General features: G+C 59.3%; 15 protein-coding genes and 1 pseudogene. 13 read left to right on the top strand and 3 right to left on the bottom strand.

Translation table 11 applies throughout. The features are described 5' to 3' along the window. The 10 genes and pseudogenes from HMPREF2724_RS09150 to HMPREF2724_RS09105 all read left to right on the top strand — a co-directional run. Positions 1-1,297: alpha-amylase family glycosyl hydrolase (locus HMPREF2724_RS09150; protein ID WP_070588288.1), on the top strand; the 1,297-nt coding region annotated here is incomplete at its 5' end. Positions 1,298-1,643: 346 nt separating this feature from the next. After that, positions 1,644-2,948 carry an inorganic phosphate transporter gene (locus HMPREF2724_RS09145; RefSeq protein WP_061920756.1) on the top strand — a complete coding sequence of 435 codons (1,305 nt, stop codon included), beginning with the start codon at positions 1,644-1,646 and terminating at the stop codon, positions 2,946-2,948. 8 nt (positions 2,949-2,956) lie between these two features. After that, positions 2,957-3,259, top strand: a complete 303-nt coding sequence (locus HMPREF2724_RS09140) for a hypothetical protein (protein WP_061920753.1) — start codon at positions 2,957-2,959, stop codon at positions 3,257-3,259. A gap of 206 nt (positions 3,260-3,465) precedes the next feature. Continuing rightward, a complete protein-coding gene (locus HMPREF2724_RS09135) occupies positions 3,466-3,717 on the top strand; it encodes a hypothetical protein (protein WP_061920751.1) in 252 nt (83 codons plus the stop codon). Positions 3,718-3,880: 163 nt separating this feature from the next. Next, positions 3,881-5,493: pseudogene (locus HMPREF2724_RS09130) on the top strand (acyl-CoA carboxylase subunit beta). Positions 5,494-5,612: 119 nt separating this feature from the next. Continuing rightward, a complete protein-coding gene (locus HMPREF2724_RS09125) occupies positions 5,613-6,914 on the top strand; it encodes a metallophosphoesterase family protein (RefSeq protein WP_070588286.1) in 1,302 nt (433 codons plus the stop codon). 80 nt (positions 6,915-6,994) lie between these two features. Continuing rightward, positions 6,995-8,329, top strand: a complete 1,335-nt coding sequence (locus HMPREF2724_RS09120) for a carboxyl transferase domain-containing protein (RefSeq protein ID WP_070588284.1) — start codon at positions 6,995-6,997, stop codon at positions 8,327-8,329. A 13-nt stretch (positions 8,330-8,342) separates the two neighbouring features. Then, a complete protein-coding gene (locus HMPREF2724_RS09115; protein WP_061920746.1) occupies positions 8,343-8,537 on the top strand; it encodes an acyl-CoA carboxylase subunit epsilon in 195 nt (64 codons plus the stop codon). 23 nt (positions 8,538-8,560) lie between these two features. After that, positions 8,561-9,157 (top strand): Maf family protein, encoded by a 597-nt coding sequence (locus tag HMPREF2724_RS09110; protein ID WP_070588282.1) that lies wholly within the window; start codon positions 8,561-8,563, stop codon positions 9,155-9,157. Between the two features lie 50 nt (positions 9,158-9,207). Next, the gene (locus HMPREF2724_RS09105) at positions 9,208-9,630 is read left to right on the top strand and encodes a DUF3151 domain-containing protein (RefSeq protein WP_062035760.1); all 423 of its coding nucleotides are present in this window, start codon (positions 9,208-9,210) and stop codon (positions 9,628-9,630) included. A gap of 88 nt (positions 9,631-9,718) precedes the next feature. Here HMPREF2724_RS09105 and HMPREF2724_RS09100 read toward each other — a convergent pair whose 3' ends face one another. Both HMPREF2724_RS09100 and HMPREF2724_RS09095 read right to left on the bottom strand, forming a co-directional pair. Continuing rightward, positions 9,719-10,738, bottom strand: coding sequence for a DUF4282 domain-containing protein (locus tag HMPREF2724_RS09100; protein WP_070588280.1), 1,020 nt, complete (start codon positions 10,736-10,738; stop codon positions 9,719-9,721). A 163-nt stretch (positions 10,739-10,901) separates the two neighbouring features. Continuing rightward, complete coding sequence (locus HMPREF2724_RS09095; protein WP_070498686.1) at positions 10,902-11,954, bottom strand: Cj0069 family protein; 1,053 nt, start codon at positions 11,952-11,954, stop codon at positions 10,902-10,904. 398 nt (positions 11,955-12,352) lie between these two features. Here HMPREF2724_RS09095 and HMPREF2724_RS09090 point away from each other — a divergent pair, with 398 nt between their 5' ends. The 3 genes from HMPREF2724_RS09090 to HMPREF2724_RS09080 all read left to right on the top strand — a co-directional run bounded on the left by HMPREF2724_RS09090 (position 12,353) and on the right by HMPREF2724_RS09080 (position 15,707). Then, positions 12,353-13,204: a sulfurtransferase gene (locus tag HMPREF2724_RS09090; protein ID WP_070588278.1), complete on the top strand. Its 852-nt coding sequence runs from the start codon at positions 12,353-12,355 to the stop codon at positions 13,202-13,204. A 151-nt stretch (positions 13,205-13,355) separates the two neighbouring features. After that, a complete protein-coding gene (locus HMPREF2724_RS09085; RefSeq protein WP_070432360.1) occupies positions 13,356-15,125 on the top strand; it encodes an acetyl/propionyl/methylcrotonyl-CoA carboxylase subunit alpha in 1,770 nt (589 codons plus the stop codon). An 18-nt stretch (positions 15,126-15,143) separates the two neighbouring features. Further along, the gene (locus tag HMPREF2724_RS09080) at positions 15,144-15,707 is read left to right on the top strand and encodes a GNAT family N-acetyltransferase (RefSeq protein WP_070588275.1); all 564 of its coding nucleotides are present in this window, start codon (positions 15,144-15,146) and stop codon (positions 15,705-15,707) included. 89 nt (positions 15,708-15,796) lie between these two features. On the opposite strand, the gene HMPREF2724_RS09075 is transcribed toward HMPREF2724_RS09080, so the two are convergent. Continuing rightward, positions 15,797-19,228 carry a pyruvate carboxylase gene (locus HMPREF2724_RS09075; RefSeq protein ID WP_070588273.1) on the bottom strand — a complete coding sequence of 1,144 codons (3,432 nt, stop codon included), beginning with the start codon at positions 19,226-19,228 and terminating at the stop codon, positions 15,797-15,799. Positions 19,229-19,263 lie beyond the last annotated feature (35 nt).

Below are 19,263 nucleotides of genomic sequence, written 5' to 3'. Positions count from 1 at the left end.
CCCCGATTACGGCACGATGGAAGACTTCGAACAGCTCGTAGCCGAAACCCACAAGCGCGGCATGCGTTTAATGACGGACCTCGCTCTCAATCACACTTCTACCGAGCACGAATGGTTCCAAGCGTCCCGCCGCGATCCTGCGGGCCCTTACGGCGATTACTACGTGTGGGGAGACGATCCGAACCGGTATCCCGAAATCCGCATCATCTTCACCGACGTCGAAGATTCCACTTGGGCCTGGGATGAGGTGCGCGAGCAGTACTACTTCCATCGCTTCTACTCGCACCAGCCGGATCTCAACTATGACAATCCTGCAGTCCACGAGGAAGTCTTCCGCATCGTTTCTTTCTGGATGGACAAGGGCCTAGACGGCTTCCGCTTGGACGCCATCCCCTATCTCTATGAGCGTGATGGCCAGGGAGGCGAATCTCTTCCGGAGACCATCGCGTTCGTCGAGAAGCTACGTGCCTTCATGGATGAGAACTATCCGGAGGCTGTCATGGTGGCCGAAGCCAACCAGCCGCCGAAAGAAACCATGGAGTTCTTCGGCACCGGCAATCGCGTCCACATGGTCTTCAACTTCCCCCTGATGCCGCGTATCTATGAGGCACTTGCGCTTGGCGACGCCACCCCCCTCTACGCCATCATGGATGAAATCCCCGAGCTACCTGCCGGCTGCCAGTGGGGCACCTTTCTGCGCAACCATGACGAGCTAACGCTCGAAATGGTCGACAATGCCAGCCGCGAGCTAATGTATCGCCATTACCTTCCGGATGAGCAGATGCGTGCCCACGTGGGTATTGCCCGCCGCTTGGCTCCGCTTCTGGGAAATGACCGGCGCAAGATTGAGCTTTTCTTCTCGCTTTTGCTTTCCATGCCGGGTTCGCCTTTCTTCTACTACGGCGATGAAATCGGCATGGCGGATTCTCCTTCACTTCCAGACCGCGACGCAGTGCGCACCCCTATGCAATGGGCCCCTGGCGACGGCACTGGCTTCACCACGGCCCCGCACCCGCGCCGCCCAATCGGGGGCGGCACGAAGATCAACGTCGAAGAGCAAAAAACGGATCCGACATCGCTGCTCAATACCGTGCGCGAACTCATTGCCCAGCGAAAGGCCTTCCCCGAGCTAGCAAGCGCCCCCTTCGAGGCGGTTGAAACGGGCGAAGCAGGCATCTTTGCGTTCCAGCGGGGCGGCCTTCTGTGTCTGCACAACTTCACCGCGGACACCGTCGATCTGGGCCCGGTGGAATTAGGGCCATTTGGCTACGCTTGGCTGCCCATCGAGGACCAATAAGCCAGTGAATAAATAGGACTGAATAAATAGGACCTAAACGGAAAATGAATATCAGTCGGGGGTGCACTCCCCCGCCTTAGGTAAACAATAGGTTAACGCGATATGTATACAGCGGGAATCTTCACCAAAGACCGACTATCTAATGACTTAAATACCGAACATAAAGCGCAAAACCCAAGGTCATGGCAACCATTGAGAGATTAGACCCAATCCCATGAGGGGTTTACTCTATACCGTTGTTAGTTAGGAACGCGGTTGCGACACTGTCGCCGAGTTTGATCTCGGCCGTCACGCCACGCTCCCTCGCTCGAGAAGAACCGAAGAACCTTGGAAAGGGGTCGCGCCCGTGACAGCGACACTAATCATCTTGGCCATCGTGATCGTCACTGCCCTTGCCTTTGACTTCACCAACGGCTTCCACGACACCGCTAACGCAATGGCCACCTCCATTGCCACCGGCGCCCTAAAGCCATTTACCGCAGTCACCATTTCCGCATTGCTCAACCTGCTCGGCGCCTTTCTTTCCGTTCATGTTGCCGCAACCGTGGCAAAAGGCATCGTCAACCTTGATTCCTACGATCTCTCTGTCGCAACCGATGGAGAAGCACTCCTAATGGTCGTATTCACCGGCCTCATTGGCGGCATCTTCTGGAACCTATTTACATGGCTCCTCGGAATGCCATCCTCTTCTTCCCACGCCCTTTTCGGCGGCCTCATCGGTGCAGCCTTTGCTGCCCTCGGCAGCGGCGGCGTTGCATGGTCTTCCATCGCCGGCAAAATCATCATCCCAGCAATCGCATCCCCTTTCATCGCCGCCATGGTTTCGGCCTGCGGCACCGCGCTGGTCTACTGGGTTACTAACACCATCCCGGAGCGCGTAAAGAACGAGCACTTCCGCCACGGCCAGATCGTCACCGCATGCCTAGTTTCCCTGGCACACGGCGCAGGCGACGCACAGAAGACCATGGGCGTAATCTTCTTGGCCCTCGTCGCAGCTGGTGAGGCAAATGCCGATCAGCGCATCCCAACCTGGGTCATCATTGCCTGTGCAGTGGCAATCGCAGCCGGCACCATGTCTGGCGGCTGGCGCGTCATCCGCACCCTGGGCAAGGGCTTGGTGGAAATCGAGTCCCCACAGGGTATGGCCGCCGAGGCTTCTTCCGCAGCCATCATCCTCACCTCCGCCGCTGGCGGCATGGCACTGTCTACCACCCACGTTTCCACCGGTTCCATCCTCGGTACCGGCCTGGGCAAGAAGGGCGCACAGGTCCGCTGGGGCGTTGCAATGCGCATGGTTTCCGCATGGCTAATCACCCTGCCTTGCGCTGCTGCAGTCGGCTTCGCCACCTGGTGGATTGCACGCCTGGTTAGCGGTGCAACCAACACCCTGACTGGCGCCATCGTCGACGCCATCATTTTGCTCGCCATGGTCGCCGTAATCCTGCTGCGCGCTCGCCGCAACCCAGTGGATGCATCCAACGTCAACGATGACTGGGACGCTGACGCTGAGTCTGTTGACTCCTCCATGCAGGCTCACGACAAGGTTGCCGCCGGCGTTGCCACCGGCAACGCTCCGGGCGCCGCGAATGGCGCACACGGCGTCGTCGACGACGCTTCCAGCTCCGCCCACGAAGTCTCCCAAGGAAAGTAGGAATCGCCATGACCGCAATGGAAATTCTCGTCGCTATCACCCGCGTCGCCGGCTTGGCACTAGCCTTCGGCGCTGGCATCCCGCTCCTTTTCGCCTTGGGCATGCGTTGTATGACCGGTGACCCAATCCGCAACAGCGACGGCGTCATCGTCGGCGACACCGAGGCCTCCGCCCAGATGAAGGTTTTGGGCTGGACCGTCTACGCAGTCTTGGGCGTAATCATCCTGATTGCCATCTCTTGGATTGCTAAGGATTCGATTCACAATTATTTCGGAATTGAGCTCTTCCCGGGTCTTTCCAGCAAGCATTAAGACAGGACTTAAAACAAAGTTCCTCAAGCGTTAAGTTAACGAAAAGTTAACTAACACGGAACTAAAGGTTGCTAAACTAGCGGACCGAGCGTACCATCGAGTACTTATCAGCTCGTCCGCTAGTTTCTTTGTTTTTACCTACATTTATTTTCCCTACCCCTAGCGGCCGAAGATTCATTGTCCAGATCGAAAGAAGGTGAGCATCAATGAATACCATCAACGGACTGATTAACTCGTTCGCAACCACATTCAAGAGCGCCACCGGCACGGGCCTTGACGCCTTGGACGCAACCCCTATGGAAGCCCTCGTCACCGAGGAGCTCGTCAACCGTGGCACCACACCGGCCACGACGGATGACATCATTTCCGTATTCAACTCCATCGCCGGCCGCGCACCGCGCACCGAAGAGGTCTACGAGGTGGAGCTCTTCCTCATGGATTTCGGCCTCGCAGCCTAAATCCCCCCAGCCCCAAACCGTAAAGTGCCTAGCTTTTCTACGAAGGAAAGCTAGGCACTTTTCTTTGCCCCACATCACTTAGCAGCACAAACTAGTTTTGTGAGGGAAATCACCTGTGTTTCGAGGTGTAAAACCACGAGGGCATTCTTTAAACTCTGAAAACATGACTATTTCCTCACATTTGACCTCCCTCGAGGATGAGCAAGCTGCCACCACTGCCGGAAAAATCGCCGAACTTAAGCGACGCCGCGAGCAAGCCGCCGCTCCGCTCAGCAAAAAGGCCTACGAGAAAGTCCACGCCGCTGGCCGTTTGACGGCGCGCGAGCGCCTTGACTACCTGCTCGATGAAGGCTCATTCGTCGAAACCGATATGCTCGCCGTGCACCGCACCTCCGATTTCGGCATGGGCGCGAAAAAACCATTAACCGACGGAATCGTTACCGGCTGGGGAACCATCGATGGCCGCGAGGTCTGCATCTTCTCCCAAGACGGCACCGTCTTCGGCGGCGCGCTCGGCGAGGTTTATGGCGAGAAGATGGTAAAAATCATGGAGCTTGCTGTAACCACCGGCCGCCCGCTCATCGGCCTTTATGAAGGTGCCGGTGCCCGCATCCAAGATGGCGCAGTCTCCCTCGACTGGATCGCGCGCACCTTCTACCAAAACGTCAAGGCCTCCGGCGTGGTCCCACAGATCTCCGTCATCATGGGCGCTTGTGCCGGTGGCAACGCCTACTCCCCTGCCTTGACTGACTTCGTCGTTATGGTCGAGGAAAAGTCCAAGATGTTCGTCACCGGCCCCGACGTCATCAAGACCGTCACCGGTGAAGAAATCACCCAGGAGGAACTCGGCGGCGCCTCCACTCACATGCAATCCGCCGGTAACTCCCATTTCACCGCCGCCACCGATGAAGAAGCCCTCGACTGGGTCCACGACCTTTTGACCTATCTCCCCTCCAATAACCGCCAGCGCGCACCTTTTGAGCCCTATGAAGAACTCGGCGATGAAACCGCCGATGACCTCATTCTCGACGAGATCATCCCTGATTCCCCTACCCAGCCCTACGACGTCAAGCACGTCATCGAAGCCATCACCGACGACGGCGAATTCCTCGAAATCCAGGCAGAACGCGCCGAAAACGTCGTCGTAGCCTTCGGCCGCGTCGAAGGCCAAACCGTGGTTTCGTGGCCAACCAGCCGCAGGGCTTCGCTGGCTGCCTTGATATCGACTCCTCCGAGAAGGCGGCGCGCTTCGTCCGCGCCTGCGACGCCTTCAACATCCCCATCGTCATGCTCGTCGATGTCCCGGGTTTTCTGCCCGGTGCCTCCCAAGAACACGACGGCATCCTCCGCCGCGGCGCCAAGCTTCTCTACGCCTACGGCGAAGCCACCGTCCCAAAGATCACTGTCACCATGCGCAAGGCCTACGGCGGCGCTTATTGCGTGATGGGCTCCAAGGGCCTTGGTGCTGACGTCAACCTCGCGTGGCCGACCGCCCAAATCGCGGTCATGGGCGCCGCCGGCGCCATCGGCTTCATCTACCGCAAGGAGCTCAAGAAGGCCCGTGAAGAAGGCCTCGACGTCGAAGAGCTCGCCAAGTCCTTTGAACGCGAGTACGAAGACCACATGCTAAACCCCTACAAGGCGGCAGAACGCGGACTAATAGACGCAGTGCTCCTCCCTTCTGAAACCCGCAGTGCTATCACTCGGAACCTGCGCCTTTACGCTGACAAGAACGTCCCCCGTCCGGCGCGCAAGCACGGCAACGTCCCGCTCTAGATAGTTTCTCTCCATTCTCCTATTCTTCATCTGGCGGCCATTGCCCGGATACCAAAGCGCCCTAGTCTCCAACTGTATTTCAAAAATTTCTTATTTAATAAGGAGACTAGGAAAGCGCTATGTCCAAGATTAAACGCCGCAATTTCCTCTCAGGTGCCTCTCTTCTCGGGCTTGGCGCCGTAGCTTCAAACCGGAGCACAGCAGTCGCGCAAGATGCTTCGCTTCCCTTGGATAGCCCCTCGCAAGACGATCAAAAGCCATCTCGTCTGGAATTCAATTCCGACGGATCCTTTAAAGTCATTCAGTTCAATGACACTCAAGATGATCACCTAACCGATAAGCGCACAATCGAGTTCATGGAGCACGTTCTCGACGCAGAACAGCCAGGGTTTGTGCTTATCAACGGCGATGTCATTTCCGCCGGCCCAACCACCCCAAAACAGGTCTACCAAGCCATCAATAACGTGGTCCTGCCAATGGAAAGCCGTGGTATCCCCTGGGCCGTTACCTTTGGTAACCACGACGAAGATTCCGCAGAGGAGGGCGGCACTGGCGTGCGCCACCAGCACATGACGCAGTTCGTGCGTTCCTACCGCCACAACCGAAATGCGCCTGCCTCGTCCGGCGGCTATGGTGCTTCGAATACGCATCTTGTGCTTTACGACGCCGCGACTGCTCGCTTCAGCTTTTGGCTTCTCGATTCTGGCCGCTATCACCCGGAGACCATCGGTGGACAAGATGCAGCAGATCTGCCGGCCTATGATTACATTCACCCAGAGCAGATTGCGTGGTACGCACAGCAGTCGGATGCGCTGGCCGCGGCGACAGGTTCTCAGGTCGAAGGGCTTATGTTCTTCCACATTCCTACCTATGAGCACCGCGACATGTGGTTCGGCGGCCCGCTCAAGAACGGTCTGCTTGACCACACGAAAGCGGTAAAGAAGCATGGAATCATAGGAGAAAAGAACGAAGACTGCTATGTAGGCGCCTTCAATTCTGGTGTTTATGCCGCGGCCCAGGCCCGTGGCGACATTCGCGGAATCTACTGCGGCCACGACCACATCAACACCTACATGGGCAACTATTACGGCATCGAATTGGGCTACGGCCCGGGCACCGGTTTTGGGGCCTACGGTCTCCGCGACGGCACATTAGCGCAGCACTCACTGCGTGGCGCACGCGTGTTTGAGTTTTCCGCCAATGCTGAGTCTGTCTATACCGGCACCCGAGTAATCTTCGCCAAAGACATTGGAATGGACATGGCCCCTGCCAAGCAGCCGCTTAAAGAACCAGCGGCGCTTCCGGAATACGTGGAACTTCCGGAAATCGATGATGCTTCCGATTCCCCAAGCGAACCTGTAGGAAACGGATCTTCGCAATCTTCGTGGGGGCTTTCTAGTCTACGCTCGAGTTCTTCCTAGCACTGGGCGCCATATGATTTCCCGCCATGCGTTCACCGCGAGGTGAGCGTATGGCGCCCAAGCTTGTAGACTGCATATCTATGACTGACATGAAGACCACCGCTGGCAAGATTGAGGACCTGAGCAATAAACTCACCGAGTCCCGAGCGCCACAGGGCGAGGTCCCTGCCGCACGTAGCGCGATTACCGCGTTATTCGATGCCGGCTCCTTCGTCGAAACTGACGCACTGGCGCGTCACCGCTCCACCGACTTCGGCCGCGAGTATGACCGCCCTTATACCGACGGCGTTATCACCGGCTATGGCACGGTAGGCGGCCGCAAGGTATGTGCTTATGCACAGGACGCAACCATCTTTGACGGCACCATGGGCGAGGTTTACGGCGAGAAGATCACCAAGCTTTATGACCTTGCCATTAAGACCGGCGTTCCTATCGTAGCCATGGTCGCCGGAGACAAGCCCCGTGCCCAGGAAGGCATCGTTTCCTCCGCAATGCAGGCTCGCATCCTGGCCCGCGCCACCACGGCATCTGGCCTTATCCCGCAGGTCACCGCGGTCTACGCCGATTCCAAGGATGCTTCGCTGGTCGCCGCGCTTGCCGACGTCACCATTGCCCCCGACGGCCATCTCAACGCCAGCTCCGAAGCCAATGAGATCGCCTTGATCCAACAGGTTTTGAGCTACCTGCCGGCGAATAACCGCGCTGAGGCCCCGCGCACGGATGCCCCGCTCATGGTGGGCTCCGTCGAAGAAAATATGTCTGCGGATGACGAAGCCCTCAACAGCATCGTCGGCGATTCCGGCGAAGTTGACCTGCACGCAGTCCTCGAAGCAGTCTGCGACGATGTCTTCGAGCTCGAAGCTAAAGTTGAAGGCGTCTTTACCGGCTTCGGCCGCGTCGAGGGCCGCACCGTCGGCATCATCGCCAACCGTGCAACTTTCGACGCCGCGGCTTCCGCCAAGGCCGCACGTTTTGTCCGCCTCTGCGACGCCTTCAATACGCCAATCCTCGAATTCGTGGATGCTCCTGCCCTGCAGCTTGAAACCGCAGCGCTGGCGAAGTTCGTGCATGCCTACTCCGCAGCGAGCGTCGGCAAGCTCAGCATCATCGTGGGCCGCGCGCACGGTACCGGCTACATCGCTTTCGGCTCCAAGGACCTGGGCGCAGACTTGTCCTACGCCTGGCCGACCGCCGAAATCGCAGTTGCCGACGCCGCCGCATTGGCCCAGGAGCTCGAGATTTCTGAGGAAGAAGCAGCCGAGTACCTAAGCCCGTATCAGGCAGCCGAGCGCGGCCTGGTGGATGCGGTTATCACTCCCGCCGCGACCCGCGCTTCCATCATCGAAGCACTGCGTCTCCTGGAACGTAAAATTGTCCCTACTTTGCCGAAGAAGCACGGCAACATCGTCTTGTAATAAGGAAAACACCATGACTGCTCCCCTGATTAAGGTCCTCAAGGGTAACCCCTCTGACGAAGAAGTCGCAGCGCTTTCCGCAGTTTTGACCCAGCTGGATGCCGATGCCCGCGCCAAGGCCGCAGATACCCGCGCTACCCGCGATCTCTGGGGCCAGCCGGGACAGACCTATAACCCGTCCGCGTTCCGTAACGTGCGCTACTACTAAGCGCCAAGGTTGAAGCCGAATTCATGCGAATTGTCCTCGCTTCTCAATCCCCGTCCCGCGCCTCCATCTTGCGCGGGGCCGGGGTTGAGCCCGTTTTAGCCCCAGCACACGTCGACGAAAGGGCCATTGAGGCGTCGCTAAGCAGCGCCCCGCCTGCCGACGTCGTCGCAGCCCTTGCCACCGCAAAGGCCGAAAAGGTAGCGCCCGATTACCCCGCAGACGTTGTCATCGGCGGCGACTCAATGCTGCTTTTAGATGGTCAGCTGCAAGGCAAGCCGCACACCGAGCAGGCCACCGTGGAGCGCTGGCGCGCCCAAGCCGGCCACTGCGCCGAGCTGTTAACCGGTCACTGCATCATTCATGGCGAAAAGCGCCACGTGGAGACCTCCCGAACCAAGGTCTTCTTTGCATCTGCCACCGAGCGTGACATAGCCGCCTATGCGGCAACGGGCGAACCCTTGGAATGCGCCAGCGCCTTCACCTTAGAGGCTCTCGGCGGCTGGTTCATTGACCGCATCGAGGGCGATCCCTCCTCCGTCATTGGGCTTTCCCTGCCGGTAGTCCGCCGCGCGCTCTATTCCTTTGATTTGCACGTCTCGGACTTCTGGAACGCGGCTTAGATTCCCTAGCCATCTGCACCACCAAACGGATTGGCGGTAGGGTTGCGGGCATGGAAATGAAAGACATGCTAGCCCCTGCCCCTATCCAGTTGCCCGCCGATCCTGGCGCGGATTCCGTTTCCGACCTACAGGCCGGAATCGTCGCACACCCTAATTCCCCACTGCTGTGGGCGCTGCTGGCGGAGCAGGAGCTAACCCGCCTGCGCGAGGACGAGGCCCTGCCGATTGCCTACATCACCGCTTATGCCTACGCACGCACGGGCTACCACCGCAGCCTCGACCGTTTGCGCGGCAACGGCTGGAAGGGCTGGGGCCCAGTTCCTTTTGCCCACGAGCCAAACCGGGGCGTTCTGCGCGCCATCGCGGCTCTCGCGCACGCTGCACAGGCAATCGGTGAGCAAGACGAGTACGACCGCCTCCGCCAAATGCTTTCCGACGCCGACCCAGACTGCGTAGCCCGCCTCCTCGACTAAATCGAATACCTAAAACTTAAAAGGCCTCGGTCTCGGCTCTTGAAAAGAGCACATGAGGCCGAGGCTTTTTAGCTGGCAGGTGAAGGGCTTACTTATCCGCTTCTGCCAGTTCGACGAGCTTCTTGGTGTTCTCCGTGGTCTGGATGTTGGAGACGAAGAACTCAAGCACGAGGCGAACCTGAATGAGGTAAATCAGCAGACCCAGGGTGCCGAAGATGAGGTGGCCCAGGATCATCACTGCAGCCATGCCACCGCCAGCAGAGGACGAGCCTGCAAGATCGCCCATGATGCCGGTTAAGGAGCCGCCCGTGACGGCCACGATGAGGCCACCAATCCAGGACAGAACACCGACCACAACTGCGATCACGTAGATGATGGATGCAAACTTCACGGTGATGAAGCTGGAGAACTTGAAGTCAAACAGGGACTTAAAGAAGTTATCCTTCGGCGCCTGCGGGTACTGGTTGAAGCCCTGCATCTGTGGGTTGTAGCCCGGCTGGCCTGGCTGGCCCTGTGGCTGGAAGCCACCGAAGCCTTGCTGGTTCTGCTGGCCCGGCTGGTTCTGCGGCTGGAACTGCTGGTTGAAGCCACCCTGGTTGAAGTTGCCGGCCGGCGGAACTGGCTGACCAAAGCTGGATTGGCCAAAACCATTGCCTGCATTGTTATTGCCTGTGTTGATCACGCCGTTTGCGCTACCTGCGTTATCAGCGCTGTGGGAGCCCAATGCAGAGCTTGCGGGCTCGGCGGAAGCGCTGGCAGCCTGAGCGTTCTCAGAGCCAAAGCCCTGGGCATTGTCGGAGCTGTTGAAAGAGGCCTGGTTGAAGTCGGACTGGCCGAAATCAGAGGAAGTCTCACCGAAGTTCACGGTTTCTTCGCTGCTGGTGCCGTGCGCGCCGCCGAAGCTCGATGCCTCGGAGGAATCAGAAGCGCCGAAGGAAGAAGCACCGAAATCGGACTGGCCAAAGTCAGACTTGCCAAAATCAGAATTTCCAAAATCGGAGTTGCCGAAGTCGGAATTACCGAAGGAAGAGGAGCTCATCGCGTCCTCAGCAGCGTGCTGTGGATTCTGGTCGGAGTTGTTTTCTCCGAACTTGTCTGGGTTGGTCATATGAGAGACGTTCCTTTCAATTTATTAAGTACGCACAAAAGAAACTACAACACGCTGCACGATTCGGCAGCCCAATGAGGAATACTCCCTTTATAAGGGGCATATAAAAACCCTGCTTCCACCACCTTCGGGGAAACAGGGTTTACAAAAGTAAGAGGAGACCTTAAGCGTGTTTTGCCTCAACGCGCTTGATGGCTTCAGCGGCAACCTTCTGCTGAATGCCCATGTCAAGCTCGGAAGTAAAGCCCACGCAGGAGCAGTTGATCTCGCCAAGGACATAGGTGTCCTCGCCATTCTCGCCGTCGGCAAGCATGAAATCAGCAGTCCAGATCAGCGGGATGTTGTCACCGCCAAGCTTTTCTGCAATGACCGGACGAACCTCGGCAAACATGTCTACAAGTTCTTGCCAAGCTTCGGGCTTGTCATAGGTGTACTTAGCGCCGGAAAACAATGTGGCGGAGAAGTTGTCGCCGCCTTCAGCCGGCTTCTTGTGCACCACGAAGACTGGGTCAGGGCCGACTAGGAGGATACGGATTTCTCCCTCGACGATGCGCGGCATGAAGCGCATATCAACGAGCATGCCGTTGTCACCGATAATGTACTGGTCACAGAAATCCATGAACTCGCCGAGCTCGCGAACCTCGGTGTGGTTATCCACTGCCTCGGTGCACTTAAGCTTGGTCTCTAGCGGCAGTGCGGTGCCAGGTTCTACCTCGAGGGACTTGTCCTCGAGCTGGACACGCCAGATGCCTTCGCCCGTCGAACCGCGGTTTTGCTTCAGCACGCGCTCGCCGTAAGACAGCGAGGTGGGGAAAGTGTCGTGGAACGACTCAACGTCGTAATATGCCGCGGTATCGGAAGGTACAAGCTCAGTGTCATTGAGCTTGACCAATGCATCCTTGGCACCGTAGGCCATCATCTCATACGGAGTGGACATGCCAACCAGGCCAGCTTCAGAGAGCTTGGTCAGCAGATCAAAGTAGCCTTTCTCGCCGCCTGGGATATTACCCGGGTTCACGCGGGAGATATAAGCGTCGAAGTTTTCGGTGACGTACTCGAAGATGCGCTCAGACCACTCTGGACGGAAGAAGACGACCTCAGAGTGCCAGCCTGCGTCCTTGATGGACTCGACGATGGGCATGGTGTCCTTGCGGTGGCCATTGAGCTGCTTGTCAGATCCGCCCTCGACCTCGAAGACGACGATTGCCTTGTGCACAGCAATTCCCTTTCGTTTGGGGGTTGTGGGTGATGGTCCGGTACGCCAGCGGCTTTTTGTGGACGCTTCGTGTTTTAGACAGTATTTAAGCGATTCAAGCGATTTACGCAGCGTTTTGTACCGCACCACACCTTAAAAATAACGCAGGTTTGCACCTCCTCGCTGGGTTGTTAACCCCGCATTAACCCCGGTACGTTTTGGCCGCTCAAGATACATTTTAGGCATCTGACCTGCAGGCTTGTTATAACCAGTGATTGTGAGCCACGGCAATCGGCAAGAAAATGTATGCAACGCCACAATGTTCAGCTCAAGGTGACCAATTTAAGGGCTCAAGCGTTAGAGTTGTTGTGTTTAGAGAGATCTCTTTTATAAACCCCATTTAGAAAGGAAACCGGACCGTGGCCGAGTTCGATCCACATCCCCCATTCCAGGAATATGCGCACCCAGAGCGCCTCGTTTCCGCACCTTGGCTCTCCGCTAGGCTCGGCACCAAGGGCCTGCGCGTTATCGAAGTAGACGAGGATTCCCTCCTCTACGACATCGGACACATCCCGACCGCCTCGCGCATTAATTTCCAAACCGAGCTGCTCGATCCCCTCACCCGCGACGTCGTCGATGCAGCCTCCTTCTCCCAGCTCATGCGAAACAAGGGCATTAAGCGGGAAGACACCGTTGTTATCTACGGCGACAAAGCCAACTGGTGGGCAGCCTACGCCCTGTGGGTATTTGAACTTTATGGCCACCCTGACGTCCGCCTGCTCGACGGCGGCCGCGACGCGTGGGTTACCGAAGAGCGCGATACCTCTTTCACGGTTCCAGACTTCCCAGAGTCCGATTACCCAGAGGTAGAACGCGACGACGCCACCTCCCGCGTCTTTGTAGACCAGATGCGCGAGACCGCAGCAAAGCTCGTCGACACCCGCACGCCTGAGGAGTACGGCGGCGAGCCTTCCACCGGCGAGTCCACATATGGCACCACCATGCGCCACGGACACATTCCGGGCGCCGCCAACTTGGAATGGGATCGCTCCGTTTACCCGAATGGCTGTTTCCGCGCGCTTTCTGAGCTCAGCGTCAACTATGGCAACCTCGAGCCAGAAACCGAGACCATCCTCTACTCCCATGTTGGCGCGCAGGCCGCCCACACTTGGTTCGTGCTGACCTTCCTGCTGGGATTCAAGTCCACGAAGGTCTACGACGGTTCGTGGGCCGAGTGGGGAAACATGGTTCGCATGCCAATCGAGAAGTAACTTCTCCGTTCAACACGCCGATTTACTCCCGTGTCCTCGCTGGTGCGGGAGTATTTTTGAGAGCAAAACCAGAACTTGACGGTTTACTCATGTTTTTGTGGGCAAGAATAGTGAACAGTCCAATACGATTTTTATCAGGAGGGTTCCTGCCGTGGCAGTTGAAACCAAGAAGATCACCAAGGTGCTAGTTGCTAACCGCGGTGAGATTGCAGTCCGCGTCATCCGTGCCGCGCGCGACGCTGGCATCGCCTCCGTCGCCGTTTATGCAGAGCCAGACGCCGACGCACCATTTGTTGCGCTTGCCGACGAAGCCTTCGCCCTAGGTGGGCAAAACTCCGCCGAGTCCTACCTTGTCTTCGACAAGATTCTCGACGCCGCCGCCAAGTCCGGCGCAGACGCCATTCACCCGGGCTACGGCTTCTTGTCTGAGAACGCCGACTTCGCGCAAGCGGTTATCGACGCCGGACTTATCTGGATCGGCCCTTCCCCACAATCCATCCGCGACTTGGGCGACAAGGTCACCGCTCGCCACATCGCTGAGCGTGCCGACGCCCCGATGGCGCCAGGCACTCCAGACCCGGTTAAGGATGCAGCCGAGGTAGAAGCCTTCGCCGACGAACACGGCCTGCCAATTGCCATCAAGGCCGCCTTCGGTGGCGGCGGCCGCGGAATGAAGGTCGCCTATGAGCGTGACGAAGTAGCAGAGCTCTTCGAGTCCGCTACCCGCGAGGCCACCGCCGCATTCGGCCGCGGCGAGTGCTTTGTCGAGCGCTATCTCGACAAGGCTCGCCACGTCGAGGCACAGGTACTGGCTGACCAGCACGGCAACGTGGTCGTCGTCGGCACCCGCGATTGCTCCCTGCAACGCCGCTTCCAAAAGCTGGTAGAGGAAGCCCCTGCCCCGTTCTTGAGCGATGAGCAGCGCACCGCCATCCATGAGTCGGCCAAGCGCATTTGCCGCGAGGCTGGCTACTTTGGCGCTGGCACCGTCGAGTACTTGGTCGGCTCCGATGGACTGATCTCCTTCCTCGAGGTCAACACCCGCCTGCAGGTGGAACACCCAGTCTCTGAGGAAACCACCGGCCTGGACCTGGTGCGCGAGCAGTTCAACATTGCAGAGGGCGGTGAACTTTCTATCACCGAGGATCCCACCCCGCGCGGCCATGCTTTCGAGTTCCGCATCAACGGCGAGGACGCCGCAACAGGCTTTATGCCAGCACCGGGCACCATCGTTTCCTACAGCGAGCCTTCCGGACCAGGCGTCCGCGTGGATTCCGGCGTGCGCGAGAACACCGTCATCGGCGGCCAGTTCGACTCCATGCTGGCCAAGCTCATCGTCTGGGGTCCAGACCGCGAGACCGCGCTTGCCCGTGCACGCCGCGCCCTGACTGAGTACACCGTCGAGGGCCTTCCGACCGTCATCCCGTTCCACCAGGCCATCGTCAACGACCCTGCGTTTAGCGCCGAGAACGGTTCCTTCGATGTCTACACCAAGTGGATTGAGGAAGAGTGGGTAAACGAACTGCCTGCCTACGTCGACGTTGAAACCCCAGAGGAAGAGGAGGCAGCAGCCTCCCAGAAGTTCGTCGTCGAAGTCGGCGGTCGCCGCATCGAGGTAGCACTCCCAGGCAATCTCCTGCTGGGCGGCGGCGCACCCCGCAAGAAGTCCAAGAAGCGCCGCGGCTCTAGTTCTAAGACCGCCGCGTCTGGCGACGCCGTCGTAGCACCGATGCAGGGCACCGTCATCAAGGTTGGCGTTGAAGAAGGACAGGAAGTCGCAGAAGGCGACGTCGTGCTCATCCTCGAAGCCATGAAGATGGAAAACCCAGTCAAGGCCCACAAGGCCGGCACCGTCACTGGCCTCAGCGTCGAGCAGGGCGCCCAGATCAACAAGGGCGCCCCATTGCTGGAGATCAAATAGCACACTAGAGTCGGTGGAATGACCGCCAACGACTCTTTGTATGTGGTCCGGCTGGCCAAGGAGCCAGACCGGACCTACCTGTCTCGTCTGCTCTTCCTCGCTGATGTTTTAGGCGACGAAGAGGCCGCCGTCCCTGACTTCCACACGGCAGACGTGGGCCTGTACATCGACGAATGGTCGCCGCTTGTCGACGGCGGCTGCATCGCCGTTTCCAGTCATAACGTACCGATGGGCGGTGCGTGGCTGCGCTACTACACCGGTGCGCGCAAAGGTGCGGCGTACCTGGGCAACCCGGAAGCAGAGCCTTTCGACGAATCCCAGTGGGCAACCCGTTTTGACCCGGAGGAAATCCCCGAGCTATTCATCGCGGTGGAAAACCGCTACCGTGGCTTAGGCGTGGGCCGCCGCCTGCTGCGCAGCATTTGCGACCTCGCTGAGGCCCAAGAGGCCCCCGCGATTGCACTGTGGGTCGACCCCGAGAACCCTGGTGCCCGCAAGCTCTACGAATCCGAAGGCTTCGAAGACATCACCGTCCCCGGTGATTCGGAGGCGCCCACCATGGTCAAGTACTTCGCCCACTAGGTTGCAACCGCGCAGAATAGAGCGCACCTCCCGCCGACGCTTCAAAGGTCAGCGGAAGGGGCGCTCTTCTGTTGCCAGCTTATAGCTGATTAGTTAATGACCACGATGAGGTCGCCACCTTCAACCTTGGTGGCCTGGCCGATGGCTACGCGCTCGACCTTGCCGTCCTTGGTTGCGGAGATGGAGGCTTCCATCTTCATGGCCTCGATGACGGCGACTTGGTCGCCGGCCTTGACCTCGTCACCAGCCTTCACGGTGGCGTTGACCACGCCCGCGAACGGCGCGGCCACGTGGCCATCGTTGGACGGGTCGGCCTTCTCCACGGTGGCCACCGAGGACTCCACGTTTTTGTCGCGGACCTTCATCGGGCGAATCTGGCCATTGACGTTGAGCACAACGTTGCGCATACCCTTCTCATCCGGCTCGCCGAGGGCGTCGAGACGCAGCGTGATCGTCTTGAGATCCGCACGATCGTTGGAGCCATCCGGGAAGTAGTGGACGATGTACTCGTTGCCCTCTTCCAAGCCGTAGAGGAAGACGGTGTCCGTGAGCGCCTCAGTGTTGCCAAAGGTGCGGCGGAACTCATTGAACTCCTCGAACTGCTTCGGGAAGAGCAGTCGGTTCAGGGACGCACGGCGCTCGTCAGAGTTGTCGGAGACCAGGTGAGCTTTCTCCTCTTCCGGTACTGGCTTGACGGAGACGTCGCCAGGCGCGCGGCCCTCAAGGACCTTGTCGCGCAGCGGTGGCCAGCCACCTGGAGGGGTACCGAGCTCGCCGCGAAGGAACGCGATGACGGAATCTGGGATGTCGTACTTGGTCGGGTCGGCCTCGAAGTCTGCTGCGTCGACGCCCGCACCCACGAGGTGCAGCGCGAGATCGCCGACGACCTTCGAGGACGGAGTGACCTTGGTCGGACGGCCAAGCATCTCATTGACGGCGGCATAGGTGTCCTCGATGACCTCGAAGCGGTCCTCCAAGCCCAAGGCCGTGGCCTGCGCGCGCAGGTTAGACAGCTGTCCACCGGGGATCTCGTGGCGGTAGACACGGCCGGTCGGGCCAGGAATGCCCTTCTCAAACGGACGGTAGAGCTGGCGGACAGCCTCCCAGTAAGGCTCGAGATCGGAGACGGCTTTCAGATCGATGCCGGTGTCGCGCGAGGAGTTGGAGAACGCCGCGATGATGGCGGACAGCGAAGGCTGCGAGGTGGTACCAGCCAGCGGTGCGGAAGCACCGTCGACGACGTCCGCGCCAGAGAGCGCCGCAGCGTAATAGGTAGCCAGCTGGCCACCCGCGGTGTCGTGAGTGTGGACGTGAACCGGCAGGTCGAATTCCTTGCGCAGCGCCATGACCAGCTTGGAAGCAGACTCAGGGCGCAGCAGGCCAGCCATATCCTTAATGGCCAGCACGTGGGCGCCGGTGTTCACGATTTCCTCAGCCAGCTTCAGGTAGTAGTCCAGCGTGTAGAGCTTCTCCCCCGGCGAGCACATGTCGCCCGAGTAGGCCATGGCAACCTCGGCCACGGTGGTGTTGGTCTCCAGGACAGCGTCGATAGCCGGGCGCATCTGGGTGACGTCGTTCAGCGCATCGAAGATGCGGAAGACATCAACTCCGGACTTGGCAGCTTCCTGAACGAACGCGTTGCACACGTCGTTTGCATACGGGGAGTAGCCGACGGTGTTGCGGCCACGCAGCAGCATCTGGATGTTCTGGTTCGGCATTGCCTCACGCAGCAGATCCAGGCGGACCCATGGGTCCTCCTTGAGGAAGCGCATGGCGACGTCGTACGTTGCGCCGCCCCACGCCTCGACGGAGAAGAGCTCCGGGGTCATGCGCGCGACAGCCTCAGCAGCGGTGACCAAGTCGGTACCGCGCACACGGGTGGCCAGCAGGGACTGGTGCGCATCGCGGAAAGTGGTGTCGGTGACAGCCAGCGCGGACTGGGCACGAATCTTCTCAGCCCACTTCTTTGGACCGAGCTCCAGCAGCTCATCGCGGGAACCGCGCGGCAGTGGCTGGGACTTGTCGAAGGTAGGAATCTTGTCGAAAGGACGCAGCTTGGTCGGGCGCTCGCCGTTTGGCTTATTGACCGTGACATCAGCGATGTAGTCGATGATGCGGCCGGACTCATCCACTGCCGGCGGAGCCTTGAGCAGGTCTGGGTGCTCCGGGATGAAGCCGGTGTCCACGCGGGTGGCTACGAAGTCAGGCTCGCGCAGCAGGGCGCGCAGGAAGCCGATGTTGGTGGCCACGCCGGAGACGGTGAACTCGTTGAGCGCACGCTGCGCACGAGCAACTGCTTGCTCGAAGGAAGCGCCACGGCAGGTCATCTTGACCAGCAAGGAGTCGAAGTTCGGGGAAATCTCCGCACCGACTGCGGTTGCGCCGTCGAGACGTACGCCTGCGCCGCCCGGCGAACGGTAGGTGGTAAGGATGCCGGTGTCTGGGCGGAAGCCGTTCGAGGGATCCTCGGTGGTGATGCGGCACTGCAGGGCCGCGCCGGTAAGGGCGATCTCTTCTTGGCGCAGGCCGAGCTCCTCAAGGGAGACACCAGCGGCGATCTGCATCTGGGACTTCACAATGTCCACGCCGGTGACTTCCTCGGTCACGGTGTGCTCAACCTGCACGCGCGGGTTCATCTCAATGAAGACGTGGTTGCCCTTCTCATCCACGAGGAACTCCACGGTGCCGGCGCCCTCGTAGTTGATGTGCTGGCAGAACTTTACGGCATCGGCACAAATGCGGTCACGCAGCTGCGGATCCAGGGTCGGAGCGGGGGCGATCTCGACGACCTTCTGGTGACGGCGCTGCACGGAGCAGTCACGCTCGAAGAGGTGTACGACGTTGCCCTGGGAGTCCGCCAGAATCTGCACCTCGATGTGCTGGGGCTTGATGACGGCCGTCTCGAGGTAGACGTGGCCGTCGCCAAAAGCCGCCTCTGCCTCGCGGGAAGCCTCAGCACACTTGGTCTTGAACTCGGCCTCGTTCTCGATGAAACGCATGCCGCGTCCGCCGCCACCGGCGACGGCCTTGACAAATACCGGGAAGGTGAAGTCCTTGGCGTAACCGGCCAGTACATCGGGGTCCGTGGAAGGCTCGGAGTCCTGCAGTGTCGGCAGGCCAGCTTCTTTCGCCGCGCTGACCGCAGCAGCCTTATCACCGGTTAGGGCCAACGTGCTTGGCGTTGGACCAATAAACTTAATGCCATTGTCCTCACACGCACGGGCGAGATCCGCGCGTTCAGAAAGGAAACCGTAGCCTGGGTAGATGGCATCCGCCCCGGACTTCTTGGCGGCGCGAATGATTTCATCAATATCCAGATAAGCCTTCACCGGCTGGCCCTCAGTACCGATACGGACAGCCTCATCAGCGAAGGCGCGGTGGAAGGAGTTCCGGTCCTCACGAGGGTAGACCGCGACGGTCTTAGCCCCAGTCTCAAAGGCAGCACGGAATGCGCGCACGGCAATTTCGCCACGGTTGGCTACCAGAATCTTTTTGAACGATGGAAGCGCGGGATTAGCCACTTCTGTGTTCCTTTCAACTCGGAAGGCGCTGAAAT

This window comes from Corynebacterium sp. HMSC071F07, from assembly GCF_001810285.1.
Lineage (GTDB): Bacteria > Actinomycetota > Actinomycetes > Mycobacteriales > Mycobacteriaceae > Corynebacterium > Corynebacterium simulans.
Note: the sequence above shows the minus strand (reverse complement) of the source record. Positions and strands in the feature narration are given on the sequence as shown.